Below are 23,341 nucleotides of genomic sequence, written 5' to 3'. Positions count from 1 at the left end.
ACATTTACCGAACCGGCGGGCAACATCATTAGGATTCCATTCGTGGGAATGGCACGGATGGCAAACGTGCCTATGCCCCGCCAATTACGTTGCCGGACTTGCCGCCCGTTCCCGGACCCAATCGGGCAACCCCCGTACGTCACCTCATTTCAATTCCCGAAATCCGGCGCGCGAGCGATACCACACACCCCCGACCGAAGCCAGGTTTCTGCGGATATTCGAAAGAGTCAAATCGAGGCATGCCCATTCGCAATTAATCTCGCTAAGGTAACGCCTGCCGGTATCCCTCTCCCCTGAGGAGAAATCATGATGCAATTGTCCGTCCGTCGCCGGGGGCGCCTGTTCGCCCTGGCGACCGTCACGGCGGCGGCCCTGCTCGCCACCGGCGGCGTCCCGGCGTCGGCCGAGCCCACCGCCAGCCGGGTCAGCCCGGAGACACCCACCGCCAGCGTCAGCGTCCCCGCGCCCGGCCCCGCCGCCGCGGCCAAGGCCACCAGTTCGCCGAGCTTCGCCGGCACCGGCACACCGACCCGTTCCCGCGACCGCGCGGTCGACCAGGGCGCGCCGGGCACCAACTCGATCATCGCGCCGGACGAGCGGTACCGGATCAACCCGACCACCGGCTTCCCGTACCGGGCGGTCGCGCTGGTCACCTTCTCCGGCGGCCGGTGCACCGGCTGGTTCTACGGGCCGGACGTGGTCGGCACCGCCGGCCACTGCGTACACAGCGGCGGCACCGGCGGCGCCTGGTCCACCAACGTCGTCGTCTACCCCGGATACAACGGCTCCAGCGGCGCCCCGTACGGCTCCTGCACGGCCAAGAGCCTGCACTCGGTGACCGGCTGGACCACCAACGCCAACCACGAGTTCGACTACGGCACCATCAAGCTGAACTGCCGGATGGGCGACACCGTCGGCTGGTTCGGGTACTTCTGGCAGTCGGCCAGCCTGAACGGCCTACCCACCCGGGCCTGCGGCTACCCCGGCGACAAGCCGCTCGAGCAGTGGTGCGGCGACAACGACAACGGCGTCCAGGCGACCGTGGTCAACTCCACCACCGAGAAGGTGTACTACCGCAACGACACCGTCGGCGGCAACAGTGGTGGACCGGTCCACTACAACCGCTCCGGCTGCGGCGATTGCAGCATGGCCTTCCACGGCTATGGCGGCAACCCCAACTCGGGTAAGCGGATCACCCAGGCCACCTACAACAACATGCAGTACTGGACCTCCCTGCCCTGACGGTGAGGTCGCGGGCGGCACCCGATCGGGTGCCGCCCGTTCCGTTGACCACGCGCATGCCCACACCCGATTCCGCGTTCCGGCACCGGTTACCGGAATTCGTGGTAGAAGTGACCAACAGCATGACCGGTCCGATGCTCATCTCGATTTTCTCGCCCGATCGGATGAACGGCGTCCAGTGATCGGGAAACCGGCCAGGAAAGGAGACGGAAACCGCGATGCGAAAACACCTCGGTCCGCTCGGCCTGTCGTTGGTCGTCCTCGGCGCGCTTCTCACCGGCTGTCAGGGGGACACCGGTCCCACCGGCACGCCCGCGCCCGCCACCGGAAGCCCCAACCAGCCGGTGAGCGACCGGCCCAACGAGCCGGACGACGACCCGTCACCCGACCTCGACGACGACCTCCCCGGGAACCGGGGCGTGGTGAGCGGACGGGTGCGCACCCCGTCCGGTGCGGCGGTCGTCGGCGCGGCGGTCCGGGTACGCTCGCTCGACACTCCCCCGGTGCCGGTGCCCGAACTGGTGGTGACCACCGACGACGACGGCTACTTCCGCTGGCAGCTCGCCCCCGGGCGGTACGAGGTCAGCGTGGCACCGGCGGACGGCAGCGCCCCGATCACCGCCTCGGCCGTCGACGTCCGCGCCGGCGCGGAACGGACCATCGACATCACCGTCCGCTGACCAGCGTGCCTCAGCCGGCGATCAGCAGAGTGACGCCGCCGAGCAGGGTAAGGGTGAGCAGGATGGCGAGGACGGCGGCGCGTCGACGACCACGGGCGCCGCCGACGATGCGCATACCGAGAGCGAGAGGTCCGACTGGCAACATCATGGTGGACCCTTTCGGTGAAGTTGCGATGATGCGCGCTGCGGCACCTGCTGTGCCCAACGCGAGCCGCAGCGCAGGCAGGCCAAGCTCGGCTGCGCCGTGCACGTCGGCTTGCCACTGTTCGAGATAGCGGGCCCGCTGTCGGGGGTCGGGCAGCATGCGCGCGGCGCAGCGCGCCACCGCGAGTGCCGCCCGCAGCCGGACCGATCTCACTGGGTCACCTGCGGTGACACAGGCCGCCACGAGGCTGGCTTCATCGCGGCGCGAGCGCAGACGCGGCGTGCCTCTATCACCCCGTCTGCCGTCAGCTGGTACAGCCGCCGTCGTGGTCCACGCCGGCCGCTGTCGTCGTCCCAGTGGGACGTAACCCAGCCGGCCCGCTCAAGGCGGTCCAACAGCGGATAGACGCTCCCCGACGGCCGGCCGGTGAGTTTGATGATCTCCAACCCCCAGCGGGGCTGATCACTGCCGGTCAGCACGGCCAGCACATCGACGGTCGCTTTCCCTATGCGTCCGAGCGGCTCCATACCCCCAGACTACCTATGTAGTTTAAGCGCGTCCAGTGCCCGCTGCCAGCACCTTGGTGGCTTCGCCGCCCGCTACGGAGCCACCGTGCACGCCGCGACGATCAACGAGTGGCTACCCCGCCCGGTGGATCTGCTGTAGCGCCTTGACACGTTGGCGGCCGAGTACCGGCAGGTAGTCGTGCGGCTCGTCCAGACACGAATCGACCTCGGCTGCCTTGATGATTTCGGCAAGTCGTGCGGCCAACTCGTCGGGGTCGGGTTGGAGCTGCTCGCACAGGTGAACGTGTGCATCCCGCAGCGCGCCGCCGATCTCGGCGGGCTCCTCCTCGTACGTCTCCCAGGCGTCCCACAGATGGACCGCGATGCTGTCCCACGCCCGAGCCGCCTGCTCGACCACCTCCAACAGGCCCTCGGTCGCCGGCCGCTGAACCAGCACCTGCACCTCTTCGACAATCGCGCGGCCGGCCTTCTCCACGTCGTGCAGGTCCCAACGGTCACCGCTGGTCGCCTGGCTGGCGAGGTCGGCAATCATGCGGCGCGCATCCGCCAGCTCGGCGTCCGTCAGCGGTCCGAGCTTTCCGGCGTACGTGAGCAGCCGGGTCTCCAACACGCGATCGGTGGCCGCATGCTCGGCGAGCAGCAGGGCCACCCGCTGGGCGGGCAGCTCCCCGACGATCTCCATCAGCCGGGCGACCTTCGTCTCCTGACCGACCGCCGATGACGATGCGGCGGTCGACGACCATTCGAACCCGTCCCGCAGTGCCGCCGCGACAAGCGCCACGACGTGCGCACACCACTCCCCGACGGCCGGGCAGTCGCATTCGGTGGTGAACCCGTCCGCCGTGACGCCCGCCCAGGCCTCGCACGGCGGTTGCCCATCGGCCCGGACGACTCCTGACGCTCCCCCATCAGCTGAAAGGACCACCTCGGGCTGCCCAGCGGCGAGCAGGGCGTCGGCTTCCGCGCAGACCGCCGGGCCGGCCTCGCTCCGCAACGCTTCCATGTCGATCCGGATCGCCATCCGGCTATCTAACCCCATCTGCGGGCCAGCCTGAGGACGGCCACTCCCTCGCAGCGCGGCCTCGGGAGGTGGGGCGACCGGTCCGGCTGGACAATCCTCGTGTTTGGCAACTCAGGTGGTCGTTGCCATGGGCGGTTCCGGTGCCACGAACGCTCGCTGGCGCTGCTCGCGCAGCTCGGCAACGGAGGACGGCCTGTCTCCGGGATGTAGCGCCACCCGCAAGGCGTGTTGCCGGTCAGGTGCAGGCTGGTGGACCCATAGCGACATCGGTCGGCGCGGCATACATCCAGCACGCGAGCCGGGCCAGGCTCGGCGGGTGTGTCTGGTCTGCGTGACGACGGCGAGGTGGATGTGGTGGCAGAGAACGAGGTTCCCGCGCGCACTCAGGCACCACAGCACCGGATCACGGACCCAGTCGCGGCAGTGTAGGCGCTGGAACGGGCGATCCCCGGCCTCGTCAAGCACCGCCGCCCCGAGCCCGCCGCCCTGGATTGGCCGCTGCTGGATAAAGGACTGGGCACACGCCTACCGGCTGACTACAAGCTGCTCGCCGCGCTGTACTCCACCTTCACCCTGGGCGACTTCCTGGTTATCGGCCTTCCAGAGCCGGGCGCGGAGCATCACAGGCTGCGCGGCATCCGTAGCGACCTCGAGATCGTCCAGGACTGGTGGGAGGCGGACATGTCAATCGGCCTGCGCCCCTACCCCGCTCCGGGTGGCCTCCTTCCCTGGGCCCAATCGAACCAGGGTGACATCTTTCTGTGGACCACAACCGGTCCCGGACCTGATGAATGGCCGGTCACCGTCGCATCCCGCAACCTTGGCTGGTGGCACTACATGGGCGGAGCCGTCCAGTTCCTGGCCGAACTGGTCGACGGCACCCTGCAACCGTGGGAGCTGCCGCCGGTCCGCCCCAACCGACTCCGTTTCGGCGATGTGGCGCTTTCCGAAACGGTGGATACCGCCGTTTCGGCGATATGGAGTCGATCAGGCGCTGCCGAGGCGCTCCTACTTGGACGTTTGATCGGGATCCGCCGCCGACCAGGCATCGCCGATGCAGCCTTCCTCGTACTCCCACCAGCCATCGCGGCTGCCCTCACACAGCAGCCGTTTCACGGCCGCGAGGTCAGCGTCAGGTGGCACTTCAAGAGACACCATGCCGAACTGCTGCACTCCTTCGCCCGTGACCCCGAGCGGCGCGAACGCGTCAAGGACTCGCTGCCGCGACCCGCCCAACGCGCCATCCGGGAACGGGATGATCCGGATCGTGCAGTAGCGGACCACTCCAACCGCTCGTCGGCGACAGAGAGGTGCAGTGGTGGCTGACAATCGATCGGCGCGTTGGGGGCAGAGGGCGACAACGACGGGGCCTGGATCCACGCCAGTCTGTCCTACCTGCGCCGGGACCGCCTCGGTGAGCTGCGCGGATCGTACGCCGAACCGGAGCCGCCACCCCGACCACGTGACCTGTCCGGCGCGGCCGGCGGTGACCGTTCCGCCAAGTGGTGGACCGCCGTGCGTCAGCCGCCGCGGTAGAAGCGGGCCGCGCCGGGGTGCAGCGGGAGCGGGTCGGTGTTCGCGGCGTTCTGCCGGTCGAAGTTGCGTCCCTCCGGATGCACGGTCGCCAGCTCGGTCTGGTGGGCGAAGAGCAGCCGGGTCAGGTCGTACGCCAGCTTCTCCGGCATCTCCGGGCTGACCAGCAGCAGGTTGGGCACGGTGATGGTCGGTACGTCCCGAGGGGTGCCATAGGCGCCCTTGGGTAGTACCCCGCTGGTGTAGACCGGCCCGTGGGCTCTCGTGAGCGATTCGGCCAGACTGGCGATCGGCAGGAAGGCGTACTCCCCCGCCCCGCTGCTGATCAGGTCGGCGATGCCCGGGGTGGGCAACCCGCCGGAGAAGAAGAAGGCGTCCACGGTGCCGGCCCGCATCCGCCGGACGGTGTCCGGCAGCGACAACCGCTCCCGCTGGATGCCGCGCTCCGGGTCGAGACCGGCCGCGGTGAGGAGCCGGGTGGAGATCACGTCGGTACCCGAGCTGGGCGAGCCGGTGGAGACGGTCTTGCCGCTCAGATCCTCCATGGTCTCGATGTCCGCGTCGACCCGGACGACCATCTGGATGTAGTCGCTGTAGATGCGGGCCAGTGCCTGCACCGGCTGGGGACGGTCCTGGAAGGCGCCCCGACCGGCGCTGGCGTCGGCCGCCGTGTCCGCCGAGCTGAAGCCGATCTCCATGTCCCCGCTGATCACCCGGGGGATGTTGTCTCCGGACGCGCGGGTCGGTTCAGCCCGCGCCTCGTATCCGGGCAGGTGCCGGCTGATGATGTCGGCGTAGCCCCCGCCGAGCTGGTAGTAGACGCCGGTGGTGTTACCAGTGGCGAGGAAGATCCGCCCGTCGTGCCAGGCGTCGCTGTCATCCGCCGCCGTCCGGTCGGCGGCGCACCCGCTGCTGACGCCCAGGGCGAACAGCAGCGGAGCGGCCAGTACGGCCCGCCGCCGGATCATGCCCGGGCCGCCGGTTCGAGCGCCTCGGCCACCCGCTGCACCAGCATCGCCGTCTCGTAGCCGATCTGCCCGAGGTCGCAGCCCGGTGCCGCGAGCACCCCGATCAGCGCCCGGTTGCCCACCGCCATCACCAGCATCACCCCGCCGTCCATGTCGACGATCTGCTGGCGGACCCGGCCGGCGGCCATGAACCGGGCGGCGCCGGTGGTCAGGCTGGCCAGTCCGCTGATCACCGCCGCGAGCTGGTCGACCTGGTCGATCGACAGCCCCGGTGAAGCCGCCAGCCGCAGGCCGTCGCCGGAGACCACGAGCGCGTGGGCCACGTCCGGGATCTGGTCGGCGAAGCTGGCGAGAAGCCAGTCGAGCCCGGCGCTGTAGGGATGGCTCATTGCTGCCTCCTGGTCGGATCTGAGGGTTGGCTGCGCCGCATAGCTGTGGCCACGCCCTCGGCCAGTGCGGACAAACGGGCTCGTACCTGCTCCGGATCGAGAAACTCGGCGGCCTGCCCGGCCGATGCCGGCTGGGGTGCCGTCGGGGGTGCCTGTAGCTCGGCCATCAGCCACTGCCCCTTGGCCCGCCGGGGCAGCTCCCGACCAGACCCGCCGGACGATTCCCGACCGGGCTGGGTGGGCAGCTCCCGACCAGGCCCGGTGGGCGGCCACGGCGGTTGCCCCGCACCACCCGACGAGGGCAGCCGATCCGGACCGGCCGGCTGACCGAGGCTGCCGACGACCGGCAGCGTCATCGTCGGTGCCCGCTGGGCGGAGAAGTCGGCGGCGGCGCTCTGCCGGCTGGCCGGCGCCGTGTGCCCAACCTGGAACCAGGCTGTCGGTGCGCTGGTCGTTGCCGACGCACTGGCCACCGTCGGTGCGCTGGTCGTAGCCGGCGCACTGGCCAAGGTCGGTGCGCTGGTCATTGCCGGCGCGCTGGTCACCGCTGGTGTCGGGCGGGATCGCTCGATGCTCGGCGGGCCCTGCCGGAAGGTGTACTGGGGCAGTGTGAGGATCGACTCGGGCAGCTCGACGTTGGCCATCGTGCCGCTACCGGTGGCGTGCAGCGAGACCCGGATCTGGTGCCGGGCCGCGAGGTGCGAGACCACGTGCAGACCCATGCTGCCGGCCGCCGCGCTGGACAGAGTGGCCGGTGCGCTGAGCCGCTTGTTGATCTCCGCAAGGCGGGTGTCGCTGATCCCGATGCCCTGGTCGTGCACCCGGATGACCAGGCCGTCGACCGTACGCCGACCGTCGACCTTCACGTTGGTGTGCGGCGGCGAGTACGCGGTGGCGTTCTCCAGCAGCTCGGCGAGCAGGTGCACCAGGTTGCCGACCGCGTTGCCGGCGATCCCGACGGCGGGCAGGTCGGCCTCGATCCGGGTGTACTCCTCGATCTCCGACGCGGCGGCGGTCGCCACGTCGGTCAGCAGGTAGGCGCCCTCCTGGGAGCGGCCGGGTTCGCCCCCGCCAGCACCAGCAGGTTCTCACCGTTGCGGCGCATCCGGGCGGCCAGGTGGTCGAGCGCGAAGAGCCGGGCCAGCGCGTCCGGATCGGTCTCCTCACGCTCGAACTCGTCGAGCAGCCGGAGCTGACGGGTGATCAGGGTACGGATCCGGCGGGCCAGCGCCTCGGCCATCCGGGTCACGTCGACCCGCAGCTCCGCCTGCTCGCCGGCCAGGTGCAGCGCGGCCTGGTTGACGGTGTCGAACGCTTCGGCGACCTGGGCGATCTCGTCGCGTCCCCGGGCGATGGCGGCGGTGCGTTCCAGCGCCGAGGGGCCGGTGGAGCCCGGCGCGGTGCCGTTCGGGCCCTGGTCGGTGCCGGAGGCGATCGCGTCGATCCGTTCCGACAGCTCACGGCGGGCCATGATGAGCGCGGCGGCCCGCAGTTCGCGGAGCCGGCGGCTGGTGCGTACGGCGAGGAAGCTGGCCGTCAGGAAGGCGAGCAGGGCCAGCGTCAGGGTGGCCGCCCCGGTGACCAGGGCGCTGGTGCGCGCGTCGGTGGCCAGTTCGGCGGCGCGCGCGTCGAGCTGTTCGGAGAGGTTCCGCCCGACCAGGTTGTACCGGCGGATGACGCTGCTCTGGGCGACGAACCAGGCGTCACCATCGGCAGGCAGAGCCTCGGAGTCGGCGCTCAGCACCTGGTCGCGCATCCGGCGGGCGGTGGAGACGTCCGAACCGGTCATCAGCCGGCCGTAGGTGGCCGATGCCTCGGGGCTGGCGATCCGGGAGAACTCCGCCTGCCGCTGCTCCTGAGCGCCCCGGAGATGGGCGACCCGGACCAGCTCCGCCTTGGTCAGCGTGCCCCGGTTGAAGCTGGCCCGGAGCAGGTCGCGTTCGAGGGCGGCGATGTGTTCCTGGGCGCCGACCGAGGCCACCTCCCGGGCCGCGTTGGCCAGTTCGGTGTTGCGCAGCTGCGCCGGCAGCGCGTCGGCGACGGCGAGCAGCGAGTCAACCAGGCTGAGGTAGAGCGTGTCGGCGGGCCGGTTGCCGAGCGCCACCGACCGGGCGTCGTCGAGCTGCTCGAGCTGCTCGTTCGCGCCGTCCAGCACCCGGGCGAGTCCGGGCGCGACGTCGCGGGCGTCCTCGGCCGCCGTACGGTACCGCCGCACCGCCGTGTCGCCGCGCTGGCGCTGGGCGTCGACCAGTTGCCGCCCGGAGGTCCCACCGCGTCCGCGCAGGGCGACCGTCTCGGCCAGTTCCCGCTCCAACTCGTGCACCAGACGCACGGTCGCGGTGGCCGTGCCGGCCAGCACCCGGGCCCGCTGGGCGTCGGACGACGCGGAGAGGGCGCTGCTGGTCTGCAGGGTGCCGAGGCCGAGCAGGCCGAGGGTCGCGATCAGGATTGGGGCGAGCAGCTGGGTACGGACCGACCACAACCGGTTCGGCTGGTCGGACGAGCCGTTGTGCCTGCGTACGCGGGCGGTGCGGGGTGCGGGCACGCGGGCCTCCGGACGGTCAGAGTGAGCTGCCAGGCCTGGTTGTCGGCCCGGTGTCGGTCAGGTGGGCCGAGCCCAGGCGGGTGCCCCGGCCAACGGATCGGACCTTCGCCGTGGCGGTCCGTGACCAACCGCTGAAAGATCGGAATGACGACACGACCCGGCACGATACGCGTCTTCACCGACCGGAGGAATACGGCGGCGGGCCCTTTACCTTAGCGTGATCCAACAATTGCTCCTGGTCGTCCAAGTGCAGGTCACAGGGCCTCCGAAGGTGGCTGACAACAGCCCAAAAGGCGGCACGACCCTCCACCGTTCAGCCGAATGATAATTAGCGGATCGTATTTTCCTCGCGTGTTTTCTGTTACGCTGCACGGGACGTAAGGGAAACGGGGCGAAATCTGGAACGGCGGGTTAAATCCCGGAATACGCGGTCTGCGCCGAGGGTCCGGCCAGCGGGTCACGCCGCGCCCGTAGAATCCCCCGATGGACTCTCCCACCGCCCTGCGCACCGAGACCCCGTTGGACGTGCTGCGGCGGGTCTTCGGCTACGACTCGTTCCGCGGCTTCCAGCAGGAGGTCGTCGAGCTCGTGACCGGTGGGGGCGACGCGCTGGTGCTGATGCCGACCGGCGGCGGGAAGTCACTCTGCTACCAGATCCCGGCCCTACTGCGCGACGGCGTGGCGGTGGTGGTCTCGCCGCTGATCGCGCTGATGCAGGACCAGGTCGACGCGCTGCGGGCGGTCGGCGTCCGGGCCGGCTTCCTCAACTCCACGCTCGACCTGGACACCCGCGCACTGGTCGAGGCGGAGTTCGTGGCCGGCGAGATCGACCTGCTCTACCTGGCGCCGGAGGCGCTCAGCTCCCGGGCCACCCTGAACCTGCTCGACCGGGGCCGGATCGCCCTGTTCGCCATCGACGAGGCGCACTGCGTCGCGCAGTGGGGGCACGACTTCCGCCCTGACTACCTCGCCCTGTCGATGCTGCACGAACGTTGGCCGGGGGTGCCGCGCATCGCCCTGACCGCGACCGCCACCTCGGCCACCCGTCAGGAGATCGCCACCCGACTCAAGCTGACCGAGGCCCGGCACTTCGTGGCCAGCTTCGACCGGCCGAACATCCAGTACCGGATCGTGTCGAAGCGGGAGCCCCGCAAGCAACTGCTCGCCCTGCTCCGCGACGAGCACGCCGGCGAGGCCGGCATCGTCTACTGCCTCTCCCGGGCCTCGGTGGAGAAGACCGCCGAGTTCCTGGTCGCCAACGGCATCGCCGCGCTGCCGTACCACGCGGGTCTCGACGGGGCCACCCGCGCCGCCAACCAGCAGCGGTTCCTCCGCGAGGACGGCCTCGTCATGGTGGCGACGATCGCGTTCGGCATGGGCATCGACAAGCCGGACGTCCGCTTCGTCGCCCACCTGGACCTGCCCAAGTCGGTGGAGGGCTACTACCAGGAGACCGGCCGCGCCGGGCGGGACGGCCTGCCGTCGACCGCCTGGCTGGCGTACGGGCTCCAGGACGTGGTGCAGCAGCGCAAGATGATCGACACCTCGGAGGGGGACGCGGCGCACCGGCGTAACCTCGCCGCCCACCTGGACGCGATGCTCGCCCTCTGCGAGACGGTCCGGTGCCGGCGTGGGCAGCTCCTGGAATACTTCGGCCAGCCGGCCAGCGGCGGCTGCGGCAACTGCGACACCTGCCTGGAGCCGCCGGAATCCTGGGACGGCACGATCGCCGCCCAGAAGCTGCTCTCCACCGTCTACCGGCTGCACCGGGAACGGAACCAGAAGTTCGGCGCCGGGCACTGCATCGACATCCTGCTCGGCCGGAGCAACGACAAGATCGTCCAGCACCGGCATGACGCGCTGAGCACCTTCGGTATCGGCGCCGACCTGCGCGAGGGCGAGTGGCGGGGCGTGGTCCGTCAGCTCCTCGCCGAAGGGCTCCTCGCGGTCGAGGGCGACTACGGCACCCTGGTGCTCACCGAGGCGAGCGCCGAGGTGCTGGGCCGGCGGCGTACCGTGACGATGCGCCGCGAGCCGGAACGCCCGGCGGCAACCGGGAAGGCCGGCCGGTCGGCCAAGGCCCGCAGCGGCGCGACCGCCGCCGTCGAACTGTCGCCGGAGGCCGCGCCGGTCTTCGAACGGCTGCGCGCATGGCGGGCGGCGACCGCGAAGGAGCAGGGCGTCCCCGCGTACGTGATCTTCCACGACGCCACCCTGCGGCAGATCGCCACCGACGCGCCGACCAGCCTGGCCGAGCTGTCCGGGGTCAGCGGCGTCGGCGAGAACAAGCTCGCCAAGTACGGCGACCAACTCCTCGCCGTACTCGCCGAGGAGTAGCTCGGTCAGCGGGTCACGCGTTCAGAGGTCATCGGGCGCCGTCGCCGAGTGCGGAGAGGATCGCCTCGGCGGTACGTGGGCCGATCCCGGGGACCTCGGTGATCTCGTCGACGCTGGCCGCCGAGAGCCGCTTCAGCGAGCCGAAGTGGCGCAGCAGCGCCTTGCGGCGTGCCTCGCCGAGGCCGGGGACGGTGTCCAGCGCGGACTCGGTCATCCGCTTGGAGCGGCGCTGCCGGTGGAAGGTGATGGCGAACCGGTGCGCCTCGTCGCGGACGCGTTGCAGCAGGTAAAGCGCCTCGGAGTTGCGCGGCAGGATGATCGGGAACTCGTCGTCGGGGAGCCAGACCTCCTCCAGCCGCTTGGCCAGCCCGCAGAGCGCCACGTCGTCGACACCGAGGTCGGCCAAGGCCGTCGCGGCGGCGGCCACCTGCGGCGCACCGCCGTCGACCACCACCAACTGCGGCGGGTACGCGAACTTCCGGGGCCGCCCGGTGGTCGGGTCGATTCCCGGACGGTCGGGGTCGCCAGCCCGTTCGTCGCCGATCTCGCCGGTCTCGGCGCGGGTCTCCAGGTAGCGGGCGAAGCGGCGGCGCAGCACCTCGGACATGGCGGACAGGTCGTCGGTGGCGCCGCGCACGATGAACCGGCGGTACTCGCTCTTGCGCGGCAGTCCGTCCTCGAAGACGACCATGCTGGCCACCACGTCGGTGCCCTGCATCTGGGAGACGTCGTAGCACTCGATGCGCAGCGGGGAGGTGTCCATCCCCAGCGCCTCGGCGATCTCGTCGAGGGCCTGGCTGCGGGTGGTCAGGTCACCGGCGCGGCGCAGCTTGTGCCGGGCAAGGGCGTCCCTGGCGTTGCGTTCGACCGTCTCCAGCAGGGACCGCTTGTCGCCGCGCTGCGGCACCCGCAGGCTGACCCGGCTGCCCCGGCGGGTGGCGAGCCAGTCGGCGAGGGCGTCCGCGTCGCCGGGCAGCTCGGGCACGAGCAGTTCGCGGGGGACGTCGGTCTCGCCCTGCTCCCCGCCGTACACCTGGGTGCAGAAGTGGTGGACGAGGTCGCCGGTGGTCAGTTCCTCGGTCTTCTCCACCACCCACCCGCGCTGGCCCCGGACCCGGCCGTCGCGGACGTGGAAGACCTGGACGGCGGCCTCGAGGGGGTCGTCGGCGAAGGCGACCACGTCGGCGTCGGTGCCGTCGCCGAGCACGACGGTCTGCTTCTCCATGGCCCGGCGCAGCGCGGCGATGTCGTCGCGCAGCCGGGCGGCGCGCTCGAACTCCAGTTGCTCGCTCGCCTCGGTCATCTCGCGTTCCAGCTTGCGGACCATGGTGTCCGTCCGGCCGGCCATGAAGTCGCAGAAGCCGTCGACGATGTCCCGGTGCTGCGTGGCGCTGACGCTGCCCACGCAGGGCGCGGAGCACTTGCCGATGTACCCCAGCAGGCAGGGCCGGCCGACCTGACCGGCCCGCTTGAACACCCCGGCCGAGCAGGTCCGCGCCGGGAAGACCCGCAGCAGCAGGTCGAGCGTCTCGCGGATCGCCCAGGCGTGGGAGTACGGCCCGAAGTACCGCACCCCCTTGCGCTTGGCGCCGCGCATCACCTGGAGTCGGGGGTACTCGTCGTCCAGGGTGACCGCGAGGTACGGGTACGACTTGTCGTCCCGGTAGCGAACGTTGAACCGCGGGTCGTACTCCTTGATCCAGAGGAACTCGAGTTGGAGTGCCTCGACCTCGGTGGCGACCGACGTCCAGTCCACCGACTCGGCGGTGAAGACCATCTGCCGGGTGCGCTGGTGCAGCCCGACCGGGTCGGCGAAGTACGAGTTGAGCCGGCTGCGCAGGTTCTTGGCCTTGCCGACGTAGACGACCCGGCCGGTGCCGTCCCGGAAGCGGTAGACCCCCGGGGACTCGGGGATGGTGCCGGGGGCGGGACGGTAGGTCGACGGGTCTGCCACGCTCCGAGCCTAGTCGCCGCCCCCGACACCCCTCGGCTACCGGGCGGCGAGGCTCCAGGAGAACCAGGCGGCGTGCGGGTAGTGGTCGGACAGCGGTTCGCCGGCCGGGTCCAGGAAGCGGTGGTGCTCGTTGTTGTAGCGGGTCGGCTGGAGCCGGACCGACGAGTTGCTCCGGTAGAGGATCTTGTCGACCACCTCGCAGGCGTTGGTGACGTTGGCCGGGTCGCAGTTGAGCGCGGGGCTGCCGAGCGCCGGGGGCACGCCGCCACGTTCCTGCTGCACCCAGACGTCGGTGAGGCCGTTGGCCGCGACCAGTTCCCGGATGGTGTCGCCGGTACGGGTGTACTTCACGTTCAGGTCGCCCATCACGATCACCGCGTTGCCGGCGGAGTTGGCCGTGATGTACGCCGAGAGCTGGGCGAGGTTGTCCCGCCGGGCGGCGAGGTCCCGCTCATCGCTGCCGGCGTTGGCGTGCACGTTGTAGAAGTCGACGTACACCCCCGCGGCCAGCTCGATCCGGGAGGCGGTGAAGCCCTTCGGGGTGAGGCAGTCGGTGCCGGCGCACCGGTTCCAGGTGATCCGCTGGAAGTTCGCGTACGGCAGGTTCGACATCGTGTTCAGGCCGCTGCCGAAGGGCACCGGGCCGCTGGTCCGGGTCCGGTACGGGTGCCGGTCGGTGGCGTACAGGTCGGAGTGGTAGTTGAAGTCCTCCTGGACGTGCACGATGTCGTACGCGTTGACCCGTTCCCCGATCGGCCGGGTGTTGACGTCCGGGTTGCTGCCGGAGAGGGGTTCGGGCAGGCCGGCGACGTTGTAGGTGAGCACCGAGAAGCTGCCTGCGGTGGCATCCGAGCCGCCCGACACCACGGCCGGCTCGGACGCCGCCGCGGCCGGTGTCGACGCGGGAAGCAGGGCGGCGAGCAGCACGGCGGGTGCGAGCAGGCGTACGGCGAACATCCGGTGTCCCTTCTCGACAGTGCGCGGCGCCCGATCCGCCGCCGACACGGGGATCGAAGGCTATCGAGCAAACGCAGCACACTCAACACCGGAGCGGCGACACTCCCGATCGACGTCTTCCAATGTTGAGCGGTCCGGCCTACCATCCGGTAACCGAATGTTCTTCACGTAATGCCCCGGCAATCCCCGTCATGATCCCCAGCTAGCGGAGGATCACATGCCCCGTCCCGCCACCACCCGTCGCCTGCTGGCCGGCGTGACCGCCACCGTCGGCCTCGCCGCCCTGCTCGTCTCCCCCGCCCCGCCCCCGGCGGCCGGCGCACCCGCCGCCGCCCCGAAGGCCACCACCACCTTCGCGGCCAACGACTACTGCCTGGGCGAGTGCGGCGACATCGTGCCGCCCGGCCAGAACGGCAACGCCACCCTGGTCGAGATCCTCGCCCACCAGACCCTCGGCACCATGCCCCGGCACTCCGGCGACCAGCTCGGCCGGTACACCGACCTCGTCTACGGCTACGCCGGGCTGCGTCCGGACCAGATCGGCGCCTTCTTCAACGACGCCTCCTTCGGCGTACCGCCCAGCCAGGTCGAGCGGGAGTACTCACCCCGCGCGGACGTCCGGATCGTGCGGGACAAGACCACCGGCATCCCGCACATCACCGGCACCACCCGCGGCGGCACCATGTACGGCGCCGGGTACGCCGGTGCCGAGGACCGGCTGTTCACCATCGACCTGCTCCGCCACGTCGGGCGGGGCACCCTCACCCCGTTCGCCGGCGGGGCGCCCGGCAACCGGGCCCTGGAGCAGAGCGTGTGGCGCAACTCGCCGTACACCGAGGCCGACCTCCAGGCCCAGGTCGACGCGTTGCGCGCCAAGGGCCCGCGCGGCGAGCAGCTCTACACCGACGTACGGGACTACATCGCCGGCATCAACGCCTACGTCCAGGACTGCATGGACGACTGGAACTGCCCCGGCGAGTACGTACTGACCGGGCACCTCGACCCGCTCACCAACGAGGGCGGCCCGGAGCCGTTCACGATGACCGACCTGATCGCCATCGCCGGGGTGGTCGGCGGTCTCTTCGGCGGCGGGGGCGGCACCGAGATGCAGTCCGCGCTGGTCCGGATCGCCGCCCGGGCGAAGTACGGCCCGACCGAGGGCGACCGGGTGTGGAACGCGTTCCGGGGGGAGAACGACCCGGAGACCGTGCTGACCCTGCACGACGGGCAGAGCTTCCCGTACGGCAACGCCGACCCGAACGCGCCGAGCGTGGCGCTGCCCGACGCCGGCTCGGCCCGCCCCGAGCCGGTCTTCACCGACCCCACCGGCTCCGCCGGCAGCAACGCCCCCACCCGGGGCGCTGACCTGGCCGCCGCGCTCTCCGGGCTGACCATCAGCCCGGCCCACCGGGGCATGTCCAACGCCGCCGTGGTCTCCGCCGCGCACTCCGCGACCGGGCATCCGATCGCCGTGCTCGGCCCGCAGACCGGCTACTTCGCTCCCCAACTGCTGATGGTCCAGGAGTTGCAGGGGCCGGGGATCAGCGCCCGGGGCGCCGCCTTCGCCGGCGTGAACCTCTACGTGCTGCTCGGCCGGGGCCAGGACTACGCGTGGAGCGCGACCTCCGCGGTCCAGGACATCACCGACACGTACGCGGTGCCGCTCTGCACCCCCGACGGCAGCGCGCCGACGCCGACCAGCGACCACTACCTGTTCCGAGGCCAGTGCCTGCCGATGGAGAAGCTGTCCCACGTCAACGCGTGGCAGCCCACCCTGGCCGACGGCACACCAGCCGGGTCGTACCGGCTGGTCGCCTGGCGGACGAAGCTGGGCCTGGTGGCCTGGCGGGGCACGGTGGCCGGCCGGCCGCACGCCTTCACCCAGCTACGGTCCACCTACCGGCACGAGGCCGACTCCGCGATCGGCTTCCAGATGTTCAACGACCCGGCCCTGATGGGCTCCGCCGACGCCTTCGTCGCCTCGGCGGGCAACGTCGACTACGCCTTCAACTGGTTCTACGTCAACTCCACCGAGTCGGCGTACCTGAACTCCGGCCTGCACCCGCTGCGCGCCGCCGGGGCCAACCCGAGCCTGCCGATGAAGGCCGAGCCGGCGTACGAGTGGCAGGGCTACGACCCGGCCACCAACACCGCCCGGTACGCCTCGCTCGCCGCCCATCCGCAGTCGAAGAACCAGGACTACTACATCAGTTGGAACAACAAGCAGGCCAAGGACTTCGGCGCGGCCGACGGCAACTTCAGCTTCGGCGCGGTGCACCGGGGCGACCTGCTCGACAAGCCGATCAAGGCGGCCATCGCGGCCGGGCAGAAGTTCGACCGGGCCTCGCTGACCGCGCTGGTGCAGCGGGCCGGCCTGACCGACCTGCGCGGAGCCGAGGTGCTCGACGAGCTGATCCGGGTGCTGGAGAGTCAGCCGGTCACCGACCCCACCCTGGCCACCGAGATCAGCCGGCTCAGGGCGTGGCGGCAGGACGGCGCGCTGCGGGTGGAGACCGCGAAGGGCTCGAAGGTGTACCGGCACGCCGAGGCGATCCGCACCTTCGACGCCTGGTGGCCGCTGCTGGTCCGGGGCATGTTCAAGGCCCCGCTCGGCGACGACCTCTACCAGGCGCTGGTGAACACCCTCTCGATCAACGAGTCCCCCTCCGGCCACCAGTCCGGCGACAAGTCGAACCTGCCCGGGTCGGCGAGCAGCGGTCAGACCCACAAGGGCTCGGCATTCCAGCACGGTTGGTGGGGCTGGGTCGACAAGGACCTGCGCGCGGTGCTCGGCGACCCGGTCGCCGGTGGCCTCGGCCGCACCCACTGCGGCAACGGCGCCCTCGCCGGCTGCCGGCAGATCCTGCTCGACACGCTCGGCGCGGCGGCGGCCACCCCGGCCACCCAGACCTACCCCGGGGACAGCACCTGCGCGGCCGGCGACCAGTGGTGCGCCGACGCGATCGTGCAGTCCCCGCTGGGCGGGATCAGCCACGCCCCGACCGCCTGGCAGAACCGGCCCACCTACCAGCAGGTCGTCTCCTTCCCGGCGAAGCGCGGCGACGACCTGACCAACCTGGCCGCGCAGCGGCCGGTGACCGCGTCGAGCAACCAGCTCGGCTTCCCCGCCAGCCGGGCGGTGGACGGGGACCTGGGCACCCGGTGGTCCAGTTCCCGGGCCGACGACCAGTGGCTCACCGTCGACCTGGGCTCCGCCCGGCCGGTGAGCCGGGTGGTGCTGGCCTGGGAGGCGGCGTACGCGCGGTCGTACCGGATCGAGGTCTCCACCGACGGCACCACCTGGCGGACCGCCTGGTCGACCACGGCCGCCGACGGTGGCACCGACGTGCTCACCTTCCCCACCGAGACCGCCCGGTACGTCCGCATGCGCGGCCTGACCCGGGCCACCTCGAACGGCTTCTCGCTCTGGGAGATGGCGGTGTACCAGCACTGACACCGCCCCCGTCCGGCGGCAACCCCCGATGCCGCCGGACACGGCCCGGTGCGGCCGGCACGGTCCCGTGTGCCGGCCGCACCGGCGCCAGTCAGGTGGATCCCCCGGCGCCGGTCAGGCCAGGCGGATCTGGTCGCCGTCGACGACGATCTCCTTCGCCGGCAGCGGCTGCTTGGCCGGGCCGCCCTGCACCGAGCCGTCCTCGATGGAGAACGTGCTGTTGTGGCAGGTGCACCTGATGCTGCCGCCCTCGATCCGCGCCACCGGGCACTTCTGGTGGGTGCAGATCGGGCTGAACCCCTTGAACACCCCGGCGGTGGGCTGGGTGACCACCACGCCCTTGTTGGCGAAGATGACCCCGCCACCGACCGGCACGTCGGCGGTGGCGACGATCGCGTCGGCCGCGCCCTGGTCGCCGCCCGCCCCGGCGCTCGGCGAGACACCCGGACCGGCGCTGGTCGGCGCGGCGGAACCGGAACCCGACGGCTCGTCGTCGCCACCGCACGCGGTCAGGACGACCGCCGCGCCGACCGCGCCGGCACCGGCGAGGAGGGTACGTCGGGTAGCCGGCCCGGTCAGCCCGTTGGCGTCACTCATACGGAACTCTCTCTCTGCTCGTCCGAGATCACGTGAGGGAACACGCACCACCCTGCCGGACGGTTCAACCCACCGGCCGGGTGCCACCCCGCTCACATCCCGGGTGGCACCCTCGGCCCGCGTCAGCGGGACCGGGCCGGCGTCCGCCGGGTGGTGCGGGCCCGCCCGGCGTTGGCCTTCGCCGCCCGGCCGGTGGCCGCCGCCGCGCCCTGGGCCTCGCCGTCGAGCCCGAGCACCGGACGCAGGAACTGGCCGGTGTGGCTCTCGGGCACCTCGGCGACCTCCTCGGGGGTGCCGGTGGCGAGCACGGTGCCACCCCGGTGACCGCCCTCCGGGCCCATGTCGATCAGCCAGTCGGCGGTCTTGATCACGTCGAGGTTGTGCTCGATCGTGATCACCGTGTTGCCCTTGTCGACCAGCCCCTCGAGGACCATCAGCAGCTTGCGGATGTCCTCGAAGTGCAGGCCGGTGGTGGGCTCGTCGAGCACGTAAACCGTCCGGCCGGTGGACCGCTTCTGCAACTCGGAGGCCAGCTTGACCCGCTGCGCCTCACCGCCGGAGAGGGTCGGGGCCGGCTGGCCGAGGCGGACGTAGCCGAGGCCGACATCGACCAGGGTCTTCAGGTGCCGGTGGATCGCCGGGATGGCGGAGAAGAACTCCGCCGCCTCCTCGATCGGCATGTCCAGCACGTCGGCGACCGTCCGGCCCTTGTAGTGCACCTCCAGGGTCTCCCGGTTGTACCGGGCGCCCTTGCAGACCTCACAGGGGACGTACACGTCGGGCAGGAAGTTCATCTCGATCTTGATCGTGCCGTCGCCGGAGCACGCCTCGCACCGGCCGCCCTTGACGTTGAACGAGAACCTGCCCGGGCCGTACCCCCGGACCTTCGCCTCGGTGGTCTCGGCGAAGAGCTTGCGGACGTGGTCCCAGACCCCGGTGTAGGTGGCCGGGTTCGACCGGGGCGTACGGCCGATCGGCGACTGGTCGACGCCGACGACCTTGTCCACGTGCTCCAGCCCGGTGATCCGGGTGTGCCGGCCGGGCACCAGCCGGGCCCCGTTGATCTGGTTGGCCAGCACCGCGTACAGGATGTCGTTGACCAGGGTCGACTTGCCCGAGCCGCTGACCCCGGTGACCGCGATGAGCTGGCCGAGCGGGAACGAGACGGTCAGGTTGCGCAGGTTGTGCTCGCGCGCCCCGTGCACGACCAGTTCCCGGTCCGGGGTCTGCGGCCGGCGCTGCGGCGGCGTCGGGATCGACTTCCGCCCGGAGAGGTACGCCCCGGTGACCGACTCCGGGTTCTCCAGCAGGGCGGACACCGAGCCGGAGTGCACGATCCGGCCGCCGTGCTCGCCCGCGCCGGGCCCGATGTCGACGATCCAGTCGGCGACCCGGATGGTGTCCTCGTCGTGCTCGACCACGATCAGCGTGTTGCCCAGGCCACGCAGCCGCAGCAGGGTCTCGATGAGGCGGTGGTTGTCCCGCTGGTGCAGACCGATCGACGGCTCGTCGAGCACGTAGAGCACGCCGACCAGGCCGGACCCGATCTGGGTGGCGAGCCGGATCCGCTGCGCCTCGCCGCCGGAGAGGGTGCCGGCCGGGCGGTCCAGGGAGAGGTAGTCCAGGCCGACGTCGAGCAGGAACCGCAACCGGGCGTTGATCTCCTTGAGGACCCGCTCGGCGATCATCTTCTGCCGGTCGGTCAGCTCGATGCCGGCGAGCAGCTCCGCGCACTCCCCCACCGACAGGTTGCACACCTCGGCGATGTTCCGGCCGGCCAGGGTGACCGCGAGGACCTCCGGCTTGAGCCGGGCCCCGCCGCAGGCCGCGCAGGGCACGTCCCGCATGTAGCCCTCGTATTTGTCCCGCGACCACTCCGACTCGGTGTCGGAGTGCCGGCGCTCGATCCACTGCACCACGCCCTCAAAGCCGGTGTAGTAGGAGCGCTCGCGGCCGTACTTGTTGCGGTAGCGCACGTGCACCTGGTCGCCGGAGCCGTGCAGGATGGTCTTCTGCGCCCGGGCCGGCAGCGCCCGCCACGGGGTGTCCAGGTCGAAGTGCTCGCTCTCACCGAGCGCCTCCAGCAGCCGGAGGAAGTACTCCAGGTTGTGCCCGGTGCCCCAGGGCTGGATCGCGCCGTCGCGCAGGGTGCGCTCCGGGTCGGGGATGATCAGCTCCGGGTCGACCTCCTTCTTGGTGCCCAGGCCGGTGCACTCCGGGCAGGCGCCGTACGGGGCGTTGAAGGAGAACACCCGGGGTTCCAGGTCCTCGATGGCGAGCGGGTGGTCGTTCGGGCAGGCCAGGTGCTCGGAGTAGCGGCGCTCGCGCTCCGGGTCGTCCTCGGCCAGGTCGACGAAGTCGAGCAGGACCAGCCCGCCGGAGAGCCCGAGCGCGGCCTCGACCGAGTCGGTGAGCCGTTGCTTGGCGGTGGGCTTGACGGTGAGCCGGTCGATCACCACCTCGATGGTGTGCTTCTCCTGCTTCTTCAGCTTCGGCGGCTCGGTCAGCGGGTGCACCACGCCGTCGACCCGGGCGCGGGCGTACCCCTTGGCCTGGAGTTCGGCGAAGAGGTCGACGTACTCGCCCTTGCGGCCGCGCACCACCGGGGCGAGCACCATGAACCGGGTGCCCTCGGTCATGGCGAGCACCCGGTCGACGATCTGCTGCGGGCTCTGCCGGGAGATGCGCTCACCGCAGACCGGGCAGTGCGGTTCGCCGACCCGGGCGAAGAGCAGCCGCAGGTAGTCGTAGACCTCGGTGATGGTGCCGACGGTGGAGCGCGGGTTGCGCGAGGTGGACTTCTGGTCGATCGAGACGGCGGGGCTGAGCCCCTCGATGAAGTCGACGTCCGGCTTGTCCATCTGGCCGAGGAACTGCCGGGCGTACGAGGACAGCGACTCGACGTAGCGCCGCTGCCCCTCGGCGAAGATCGTGTCGAAGGCCAGGCTCGACTTGCCCGACCCGGAGAGCCCGGTGAACACGATCAGCGCGTCCCGGGGCAGGTCGAGACTGACGTCACGCAGGTTGTGCTCGCGTGCGCCACGGATTATCAGGCGGTCGGCCACGGTCCGAGTACTCCAGGATTCACGAGAATGAGGCGGTATTCACGGAGATAAGGCGCTATTCACAAAGATGAGGCGACATGTCCCACTCTGAGGCGATCTGAGCGGGCGGGTCAGCGCAGCAAAGGCGCCCCGGCAACTCTAGCCCCGGGGTACGACACTTTCCCGCGCTGACGTATTCGCCCAGCTCAGCGACCCGCGCCCGGCCTCTTCCGCCCGACCGGTCATGGGTTGCTGGTCGGCTCCGGGAATGTGCCGGCGGCGAGCAGTCACTCCTCGCCGCCGTCCCGCGTCTGGTCGTCGGTGGTGTCGAGCAGGTCGAGCAGGGTCGGCCCGTCGGGCTGTTCCGATCGGGGCCGGGGAATGTGGGGTGGGAGGAGGCCGAGTTGCCGGGCGCACTCCTCGCCGTAGCCGTCGTAGAGACGTCCCCTTGTCACCGGGTGCTGGCAGCGACGGCAGCGGACGGGTGGCGGGTCGGGCAGCAGCGGTTCGATCATGGTCGGGTCGATCTCGGCCTCCTGGTCACCAGGGCGGGCTACCAGCCGCGCGCCCGCCACTGCGGCAGCGCCGGGCGCTCCGCGCCGAGGGCGGAGTCCTTGCCGTGGCCCGGGTAGAACCACGTCTCGTCGGGCAGCCGGTCGAAGAGCTTGTGTTCGACGTCGTCGATGAGCGAGGTGAACCGCACCGGGTCCTGGTCCGTGTTGCCCACGCCGCCGGGGAACAACGAGTCCCCGGTGAACAGGTGCGGGATGCCGCCCGGGTCCTGGTAGAGCAGGGCGATCGAGCCGGGGGTGTGCCCGACGATGTGGATCACCTCCAGCGCGCAGTCGCCGACCGGGACGCCGTCACCGTCGGCGAGCTTCTCCGACGGAATCGGCAGTCCCTCGGCGTCGTCGGCGTGCACCAGCGACCGGGCGCCGGTGGCCGCCACCACCTCCTCCAGGGCCACCCAGTGGTCCATGTGCTGGTGGGTGGTGACCACGGCGGTCAGACCGGCGTCGCCGATCAGGTCGAGCAGGCGGGGCGCCTCGTTGGCCGCGTCGATGAGCACCTGTTGCCCGGTGGTCCGGCAGCGGAGGAGGTAGGCGTTGTTGTCCATCGGTCCCACCGACAGCTTGGTGATGGTGAGCCGGTCGAGTTCGCGTACGGCCGGCGGGCCGCCGGGGGTGACGTCACCGCGGTAGGTCATCGGGGTTCTACATCCATTCGGGTAGGTGCGGGAGAGATCCGTCGGGAGCGACGGCGAGGGTCCGGCCGTCGGAGCGCCCGGCCAGCCAGGCGGCCAACTCGGCGGCGGGACCGGTGATCGTCGGGGCGTGCTCGGGGACGCCGACCACCACCTGGTGCCGGGCGCCGTCGAAGCGCAGCACCATGGCCGGGGCGTCGGCCCGGTCGGCCAGCCCGGCCGCCACCTCGTGCAGCAGCCGGTGGGCGAACGCCTCCGACCAGTCGGCCGACCGGTAGTCGGCGGCGAGATCGACATGGTGCACCTGGACCTCCCGCAACCGGCCCCAGACGATGGCGGCCGCCGGCAACGGGCCGCGCCGTCCCTCGACCGTGGCCGCCCACGCCGGCATCGGCATGGCGGCGACCGCCTCGGCGAACCGGTCCGCCGAGCGGCGCAGGTCGTCCAGGTGCGCCTCGGGCGGGCGGGTCGCGCCGGTGGCGATGTCCGCGTCCCGGGCGGCGTCGCTGGCGTACATCGGCACGGTTTCGCCGGTACGGGCGGCGGTGAGCAGGTTGACCAGCCCGTCGGCGTTGCGGGCCAGGTGGGTCAGGACGTGTCCCCGCGTCCAGCCGGGCAACAGCGACCCGGCGGCCAGCTCGGCGGCGTCGAAGCTCGCGGCGGTGCGGAGCAGGCGGTCCGTGGCGGCGTCCACCTCGCCCATGAGCAGAAGCGGATCGGTCACGTGGCCGACCCTATCCCCAA

At 71.1% G+C, this 23,341-nt stretch carries 19 protein-coding genes; 4 read left to right on the top strand and 15 right to left on the bottom strand.

Features of this window, described 5'->3' with window-relative positions:
- Positions 1-306 precede the first annotated feature (306 nt).
- Together GA0074692_RS02650 and GA0074692_RS02645 are read left to right on the top strand one after the other, a co-directional pair.
- Positions 307-1,242 (top strand): trypsin-like serine peptidase, encoded by a 936-nt coding sequence (locus GA0074692_RS02650; RefSeq protein ID WP_245730083.1) that lies wholly within the window; start codon positions 307-309, stop codon positions 1,240-1,242.
- A 218-nt stretch (positions 1,243-1,460) separates the two neighbouring features.
- Complete coding sequence (locus GA0074692_RS02645; RefSeq protein WP_091638950.1) at positions 1,461-1,922, top strand: carboxypeptidase-like regulatory domain-containing protein; 462 nt, start codon at positions 1,461-1,463, stop codon at positions 1,920-1,922.
- Positions 1,923-1,932: 10 nt separating this feature from the next.
- Here the strand turns inward: GA0074692_RS02645 and GA0074692_RS33730 are convergent, their stop codons facing one another.
- The 8 genes from GA0074692_RS33730 to GA0074692_RS35555 all read right to left on the bottom strand — a co-directional run bounded on the left by GA0074692_RS33730 (position 1,933) and on the right by GA0074692_RS35555 (position 9,050).
- The gene (locus tag GA0074692_RS33730; protein WP_141725114.1) at positions 1,933-2,280 is read right to left on the bottom strand and encodes a hypothetical protein; all 348 of its coding nucleotides are present in this window, start codon (positions 2,278-2,280) and stop codon (positions 1,933-1,935) included.
- Positions 2,277-2,594: a PadR family transcriptional regulator gene (locus tag GA0074692_RS02640; protein WP_091638947.1), complete on the bottom strand. Its 318-nt coding sequence runs from the start codon at positions 2,592-2,594 to the stop codon at positions 2,277-2,279. The genes GA0074692_RS33730 and GA0074692_RS02640 overlap by 4 nt, the downstream gene beginning before the upstream one ends.
- A gap of 112 nt (positions 2,595-2,706) precedes the next feature.
- Complete coding sequence (locus tag GA0074692_RS02635) at positions 2,707-3,615, bottom strand: hypothetical protein (protein ID WP_141725113.1); 909 nt, start codon at positions 3,613-3,615, stop codon at positions 2,707-2,709.
- A gap of 1,008 nt (positions 3,616-4,623) precedes the next feature.
- Positions 4,624-4,899, bottom strand: a complete 276-nt coding sequence (locus GA0074692_RS36815; RefSeq protein WP_218106526.1) for a DUF4265 domain-containing protein — start codon at positions 4,897-4,899, stop codon at positions 4,624-4,626.
- Positions 4,900-5,135: 236 nt separating this feature from the next.
- On the bottom strand, positions 5,136-6,116 hold the full coding sequence (locus tag GA0074692_RS02615; RefSeq protein WP_091638940.1) for a TAXI family TRAP transporter solute-binding subunit: 981 nt from the start codon (positions 6,114-6,116) through the stop codon (positions 5,136-5,138).
- Positions 6,113-6,505: a roadblock/LC7 domain-containing protein gene (locus GA0074692_RS02610; RefSeq protein ID WP_091638937.1), complete on the bottom strand. Its 393-nt coding sequence runs from the start codon at positions 6,503-6,505 to the stop codon at positions 6,113-6,115. Before GA0074692_RS02610 ends, GA0074692_RS02615 begins: the two co-directional genes overlap by 4 nt.
- Complete coding sequence (locus GA0074692_RS35560) at positions 6,502-7,527, bottom strand: sensor histidine kinase (RefSeq protein WP_245730080.1); 1,026 nt, start codon at positions 7,525-7,527, stop codon at positions 6,502-6,504. Before GA0074692_RS35560 ends, GA0074692_RS02610 begins: the two co-directional genes overlap by 4 nt.
- A 5-nt stretch (positions 7,528-7,532) precedes the next feature.
- Positions 7,533-9,050, bottom strand: coding sequence for a nitrate- and nitrite sensing domain-containing protein (locus GA0074692_RS35555; protein WP_245730078.1), 1,518 nt, complete (start codon positions 9,048-9,050; stop codon positions 7,533-7,535).
- Positions 9,051-9,533: 483 nt separating this feature from the next.
- On the opposite strand from GA0074692_RS35555, the gene recQ reads away from it, so the two are divergent.
- Positions 9,534-11,387 carry a DNA helicase RecQ gene (gene recQ / locus GA0074692_RS02600; protein ID WP_091638935.1) on the top strand — a complete coding sequence of 618 codons (1,854 nt, stop codon included), beginning with the start codon at positions 9,534-9,536 and terminating at the stop codon, positions 11,385-11,387.
- Positions 11,388-11,415: 28 nt separating this feature from the next.
- On the opposite strand, the gene uvrC is transcribed toward recQ, so the two are convergent.
- Both uvrC and GA0074692_RS02590 read right to left on the bottom strand, forming a co-directional pair.
- The gene (gene uvrC, locus GA0074692_RS02595) at positions 11,416-13,341 is read right to left on the bottom strand and encodes an excinuclease ABC subunit UvrC (protein WP_091638933.1); all 1,926 of its coding nucleotides are present in this window, start codon (positions 13,339-13,341) and stop codon (positions 11,416-11,418) included.
- 36 nt (positions 13,342-13,377) lie between these two features.
- The gene (locus GA0074692_RS02590) at positions 13,378-14,346 is read right to left on the bottom strand and encodes an exonuclease/endonuclease/phosphatase family protein (RefSeq protein ID WP_245730076.1); all 969 of its coding nucleotides are present in this window, start codon (positions 14,344-14,346) and stop codon (positions 13,378-13,380) included.
- Positions 14,347-14,515: 169 nt separating this feature from the next.
- Here GA0074692_RS02590 and GA0074692_RS02585 point away from each other — a divergent pair, with 169 nt between their 5' ends.
- Positions 14,516-17,752, top strand: a complete 3,237-nt coding sequence (locus GA0074692_RS02585) for a penicillin acylase family protein (RefSeq protein ID WP_091638931.1) — start codon at positions 14,516-14,518, stop codon at positions 17,750-17,752.
- Between the two features lie 114 nt (positions 17,753-17,866).
- Here the strand turns inward: GA0074692_RS02585 and GA0074692_RS02580 are convergent, their stop codons facing one another.
- From GA0074692_RS02580 to GA0074692_RS02560, 5 genes are all read right to left on the bottom strand, one after another.
- Positions 17,867-18,349, bottom strand: coding sequence for a Rieske (2Fe-2S) protein (locus tag GA0074692_RS02580; RefSeq protein ID WP_091638929.1), 483 nt, complete (start codon positions 18,347-18,349; stop codon positions 17,867-17,869).
- 122 nt (positions 18,350-18,471) lie between these two features.
- Positions 18,472-21,414, bottom strand: a complete 2,943-nt coding sequence (uvrA, locus tag GA0074692_RS02575) for an excinuclease ABC subunit UvrA (protein ID WP_091638927.1) — start codon at positions 21,412-21,414, stop codon at positions 18,472-18,474.
- Positions 21,415-21,680: 266 nt separating this feature from the next.
- On the bottom strand, positions 21,681-21,908 hold the full coding sequence (locus GA0074692_RS02570; RefSeq protein ID WP_141725112.1) for a hypothetical protein: 228 nt from the start codon (positions 21,906-21,908) through the stop codon (positions 21,681-21,683).
- A gap of 38 nt (positions 21,909-21,946) precedes the next feature.
- On the bottom strand, positions 21,947-22,600 hold the full coding sequence (locus GA0074692_RS02565; protein ID WP_091638919.1) for an MBL fold metallo-hydrolase: 654 nt from the start codon (positions 22,598-22,600) through the stop codon (positions 21,947-21,949).
- 7 nt (positions 22,601-22,607) lie between these two features.
- Complete coding sequence (locus GA0074692_RS02560; RefSeq protein ID WP_091652427.1) at positions 22,608-23,300, bottom strand: maleylpyruvate isomerase N-terminal domain-containing protein; 693 nt, start codon at positions 23,298-23,300, stop codon at positions 22,608-22,610.
- Positions 23,301-23,341 lie beyond the last annotated feature (41 nt).

This window comes from Micromonospora pallida (assembly GCF_900090325.1).
Lineage (GTDB): Bacteria > Actinomycetota > Actinomycetes > Mycobacteriales > Micromonosporaceae > Micromonospora > Micromonospora pallida.
Note: the sequence above shows the minus strand (reverse complement) of the source record. Positions and strands in the feature narration are given on the sequence as shown.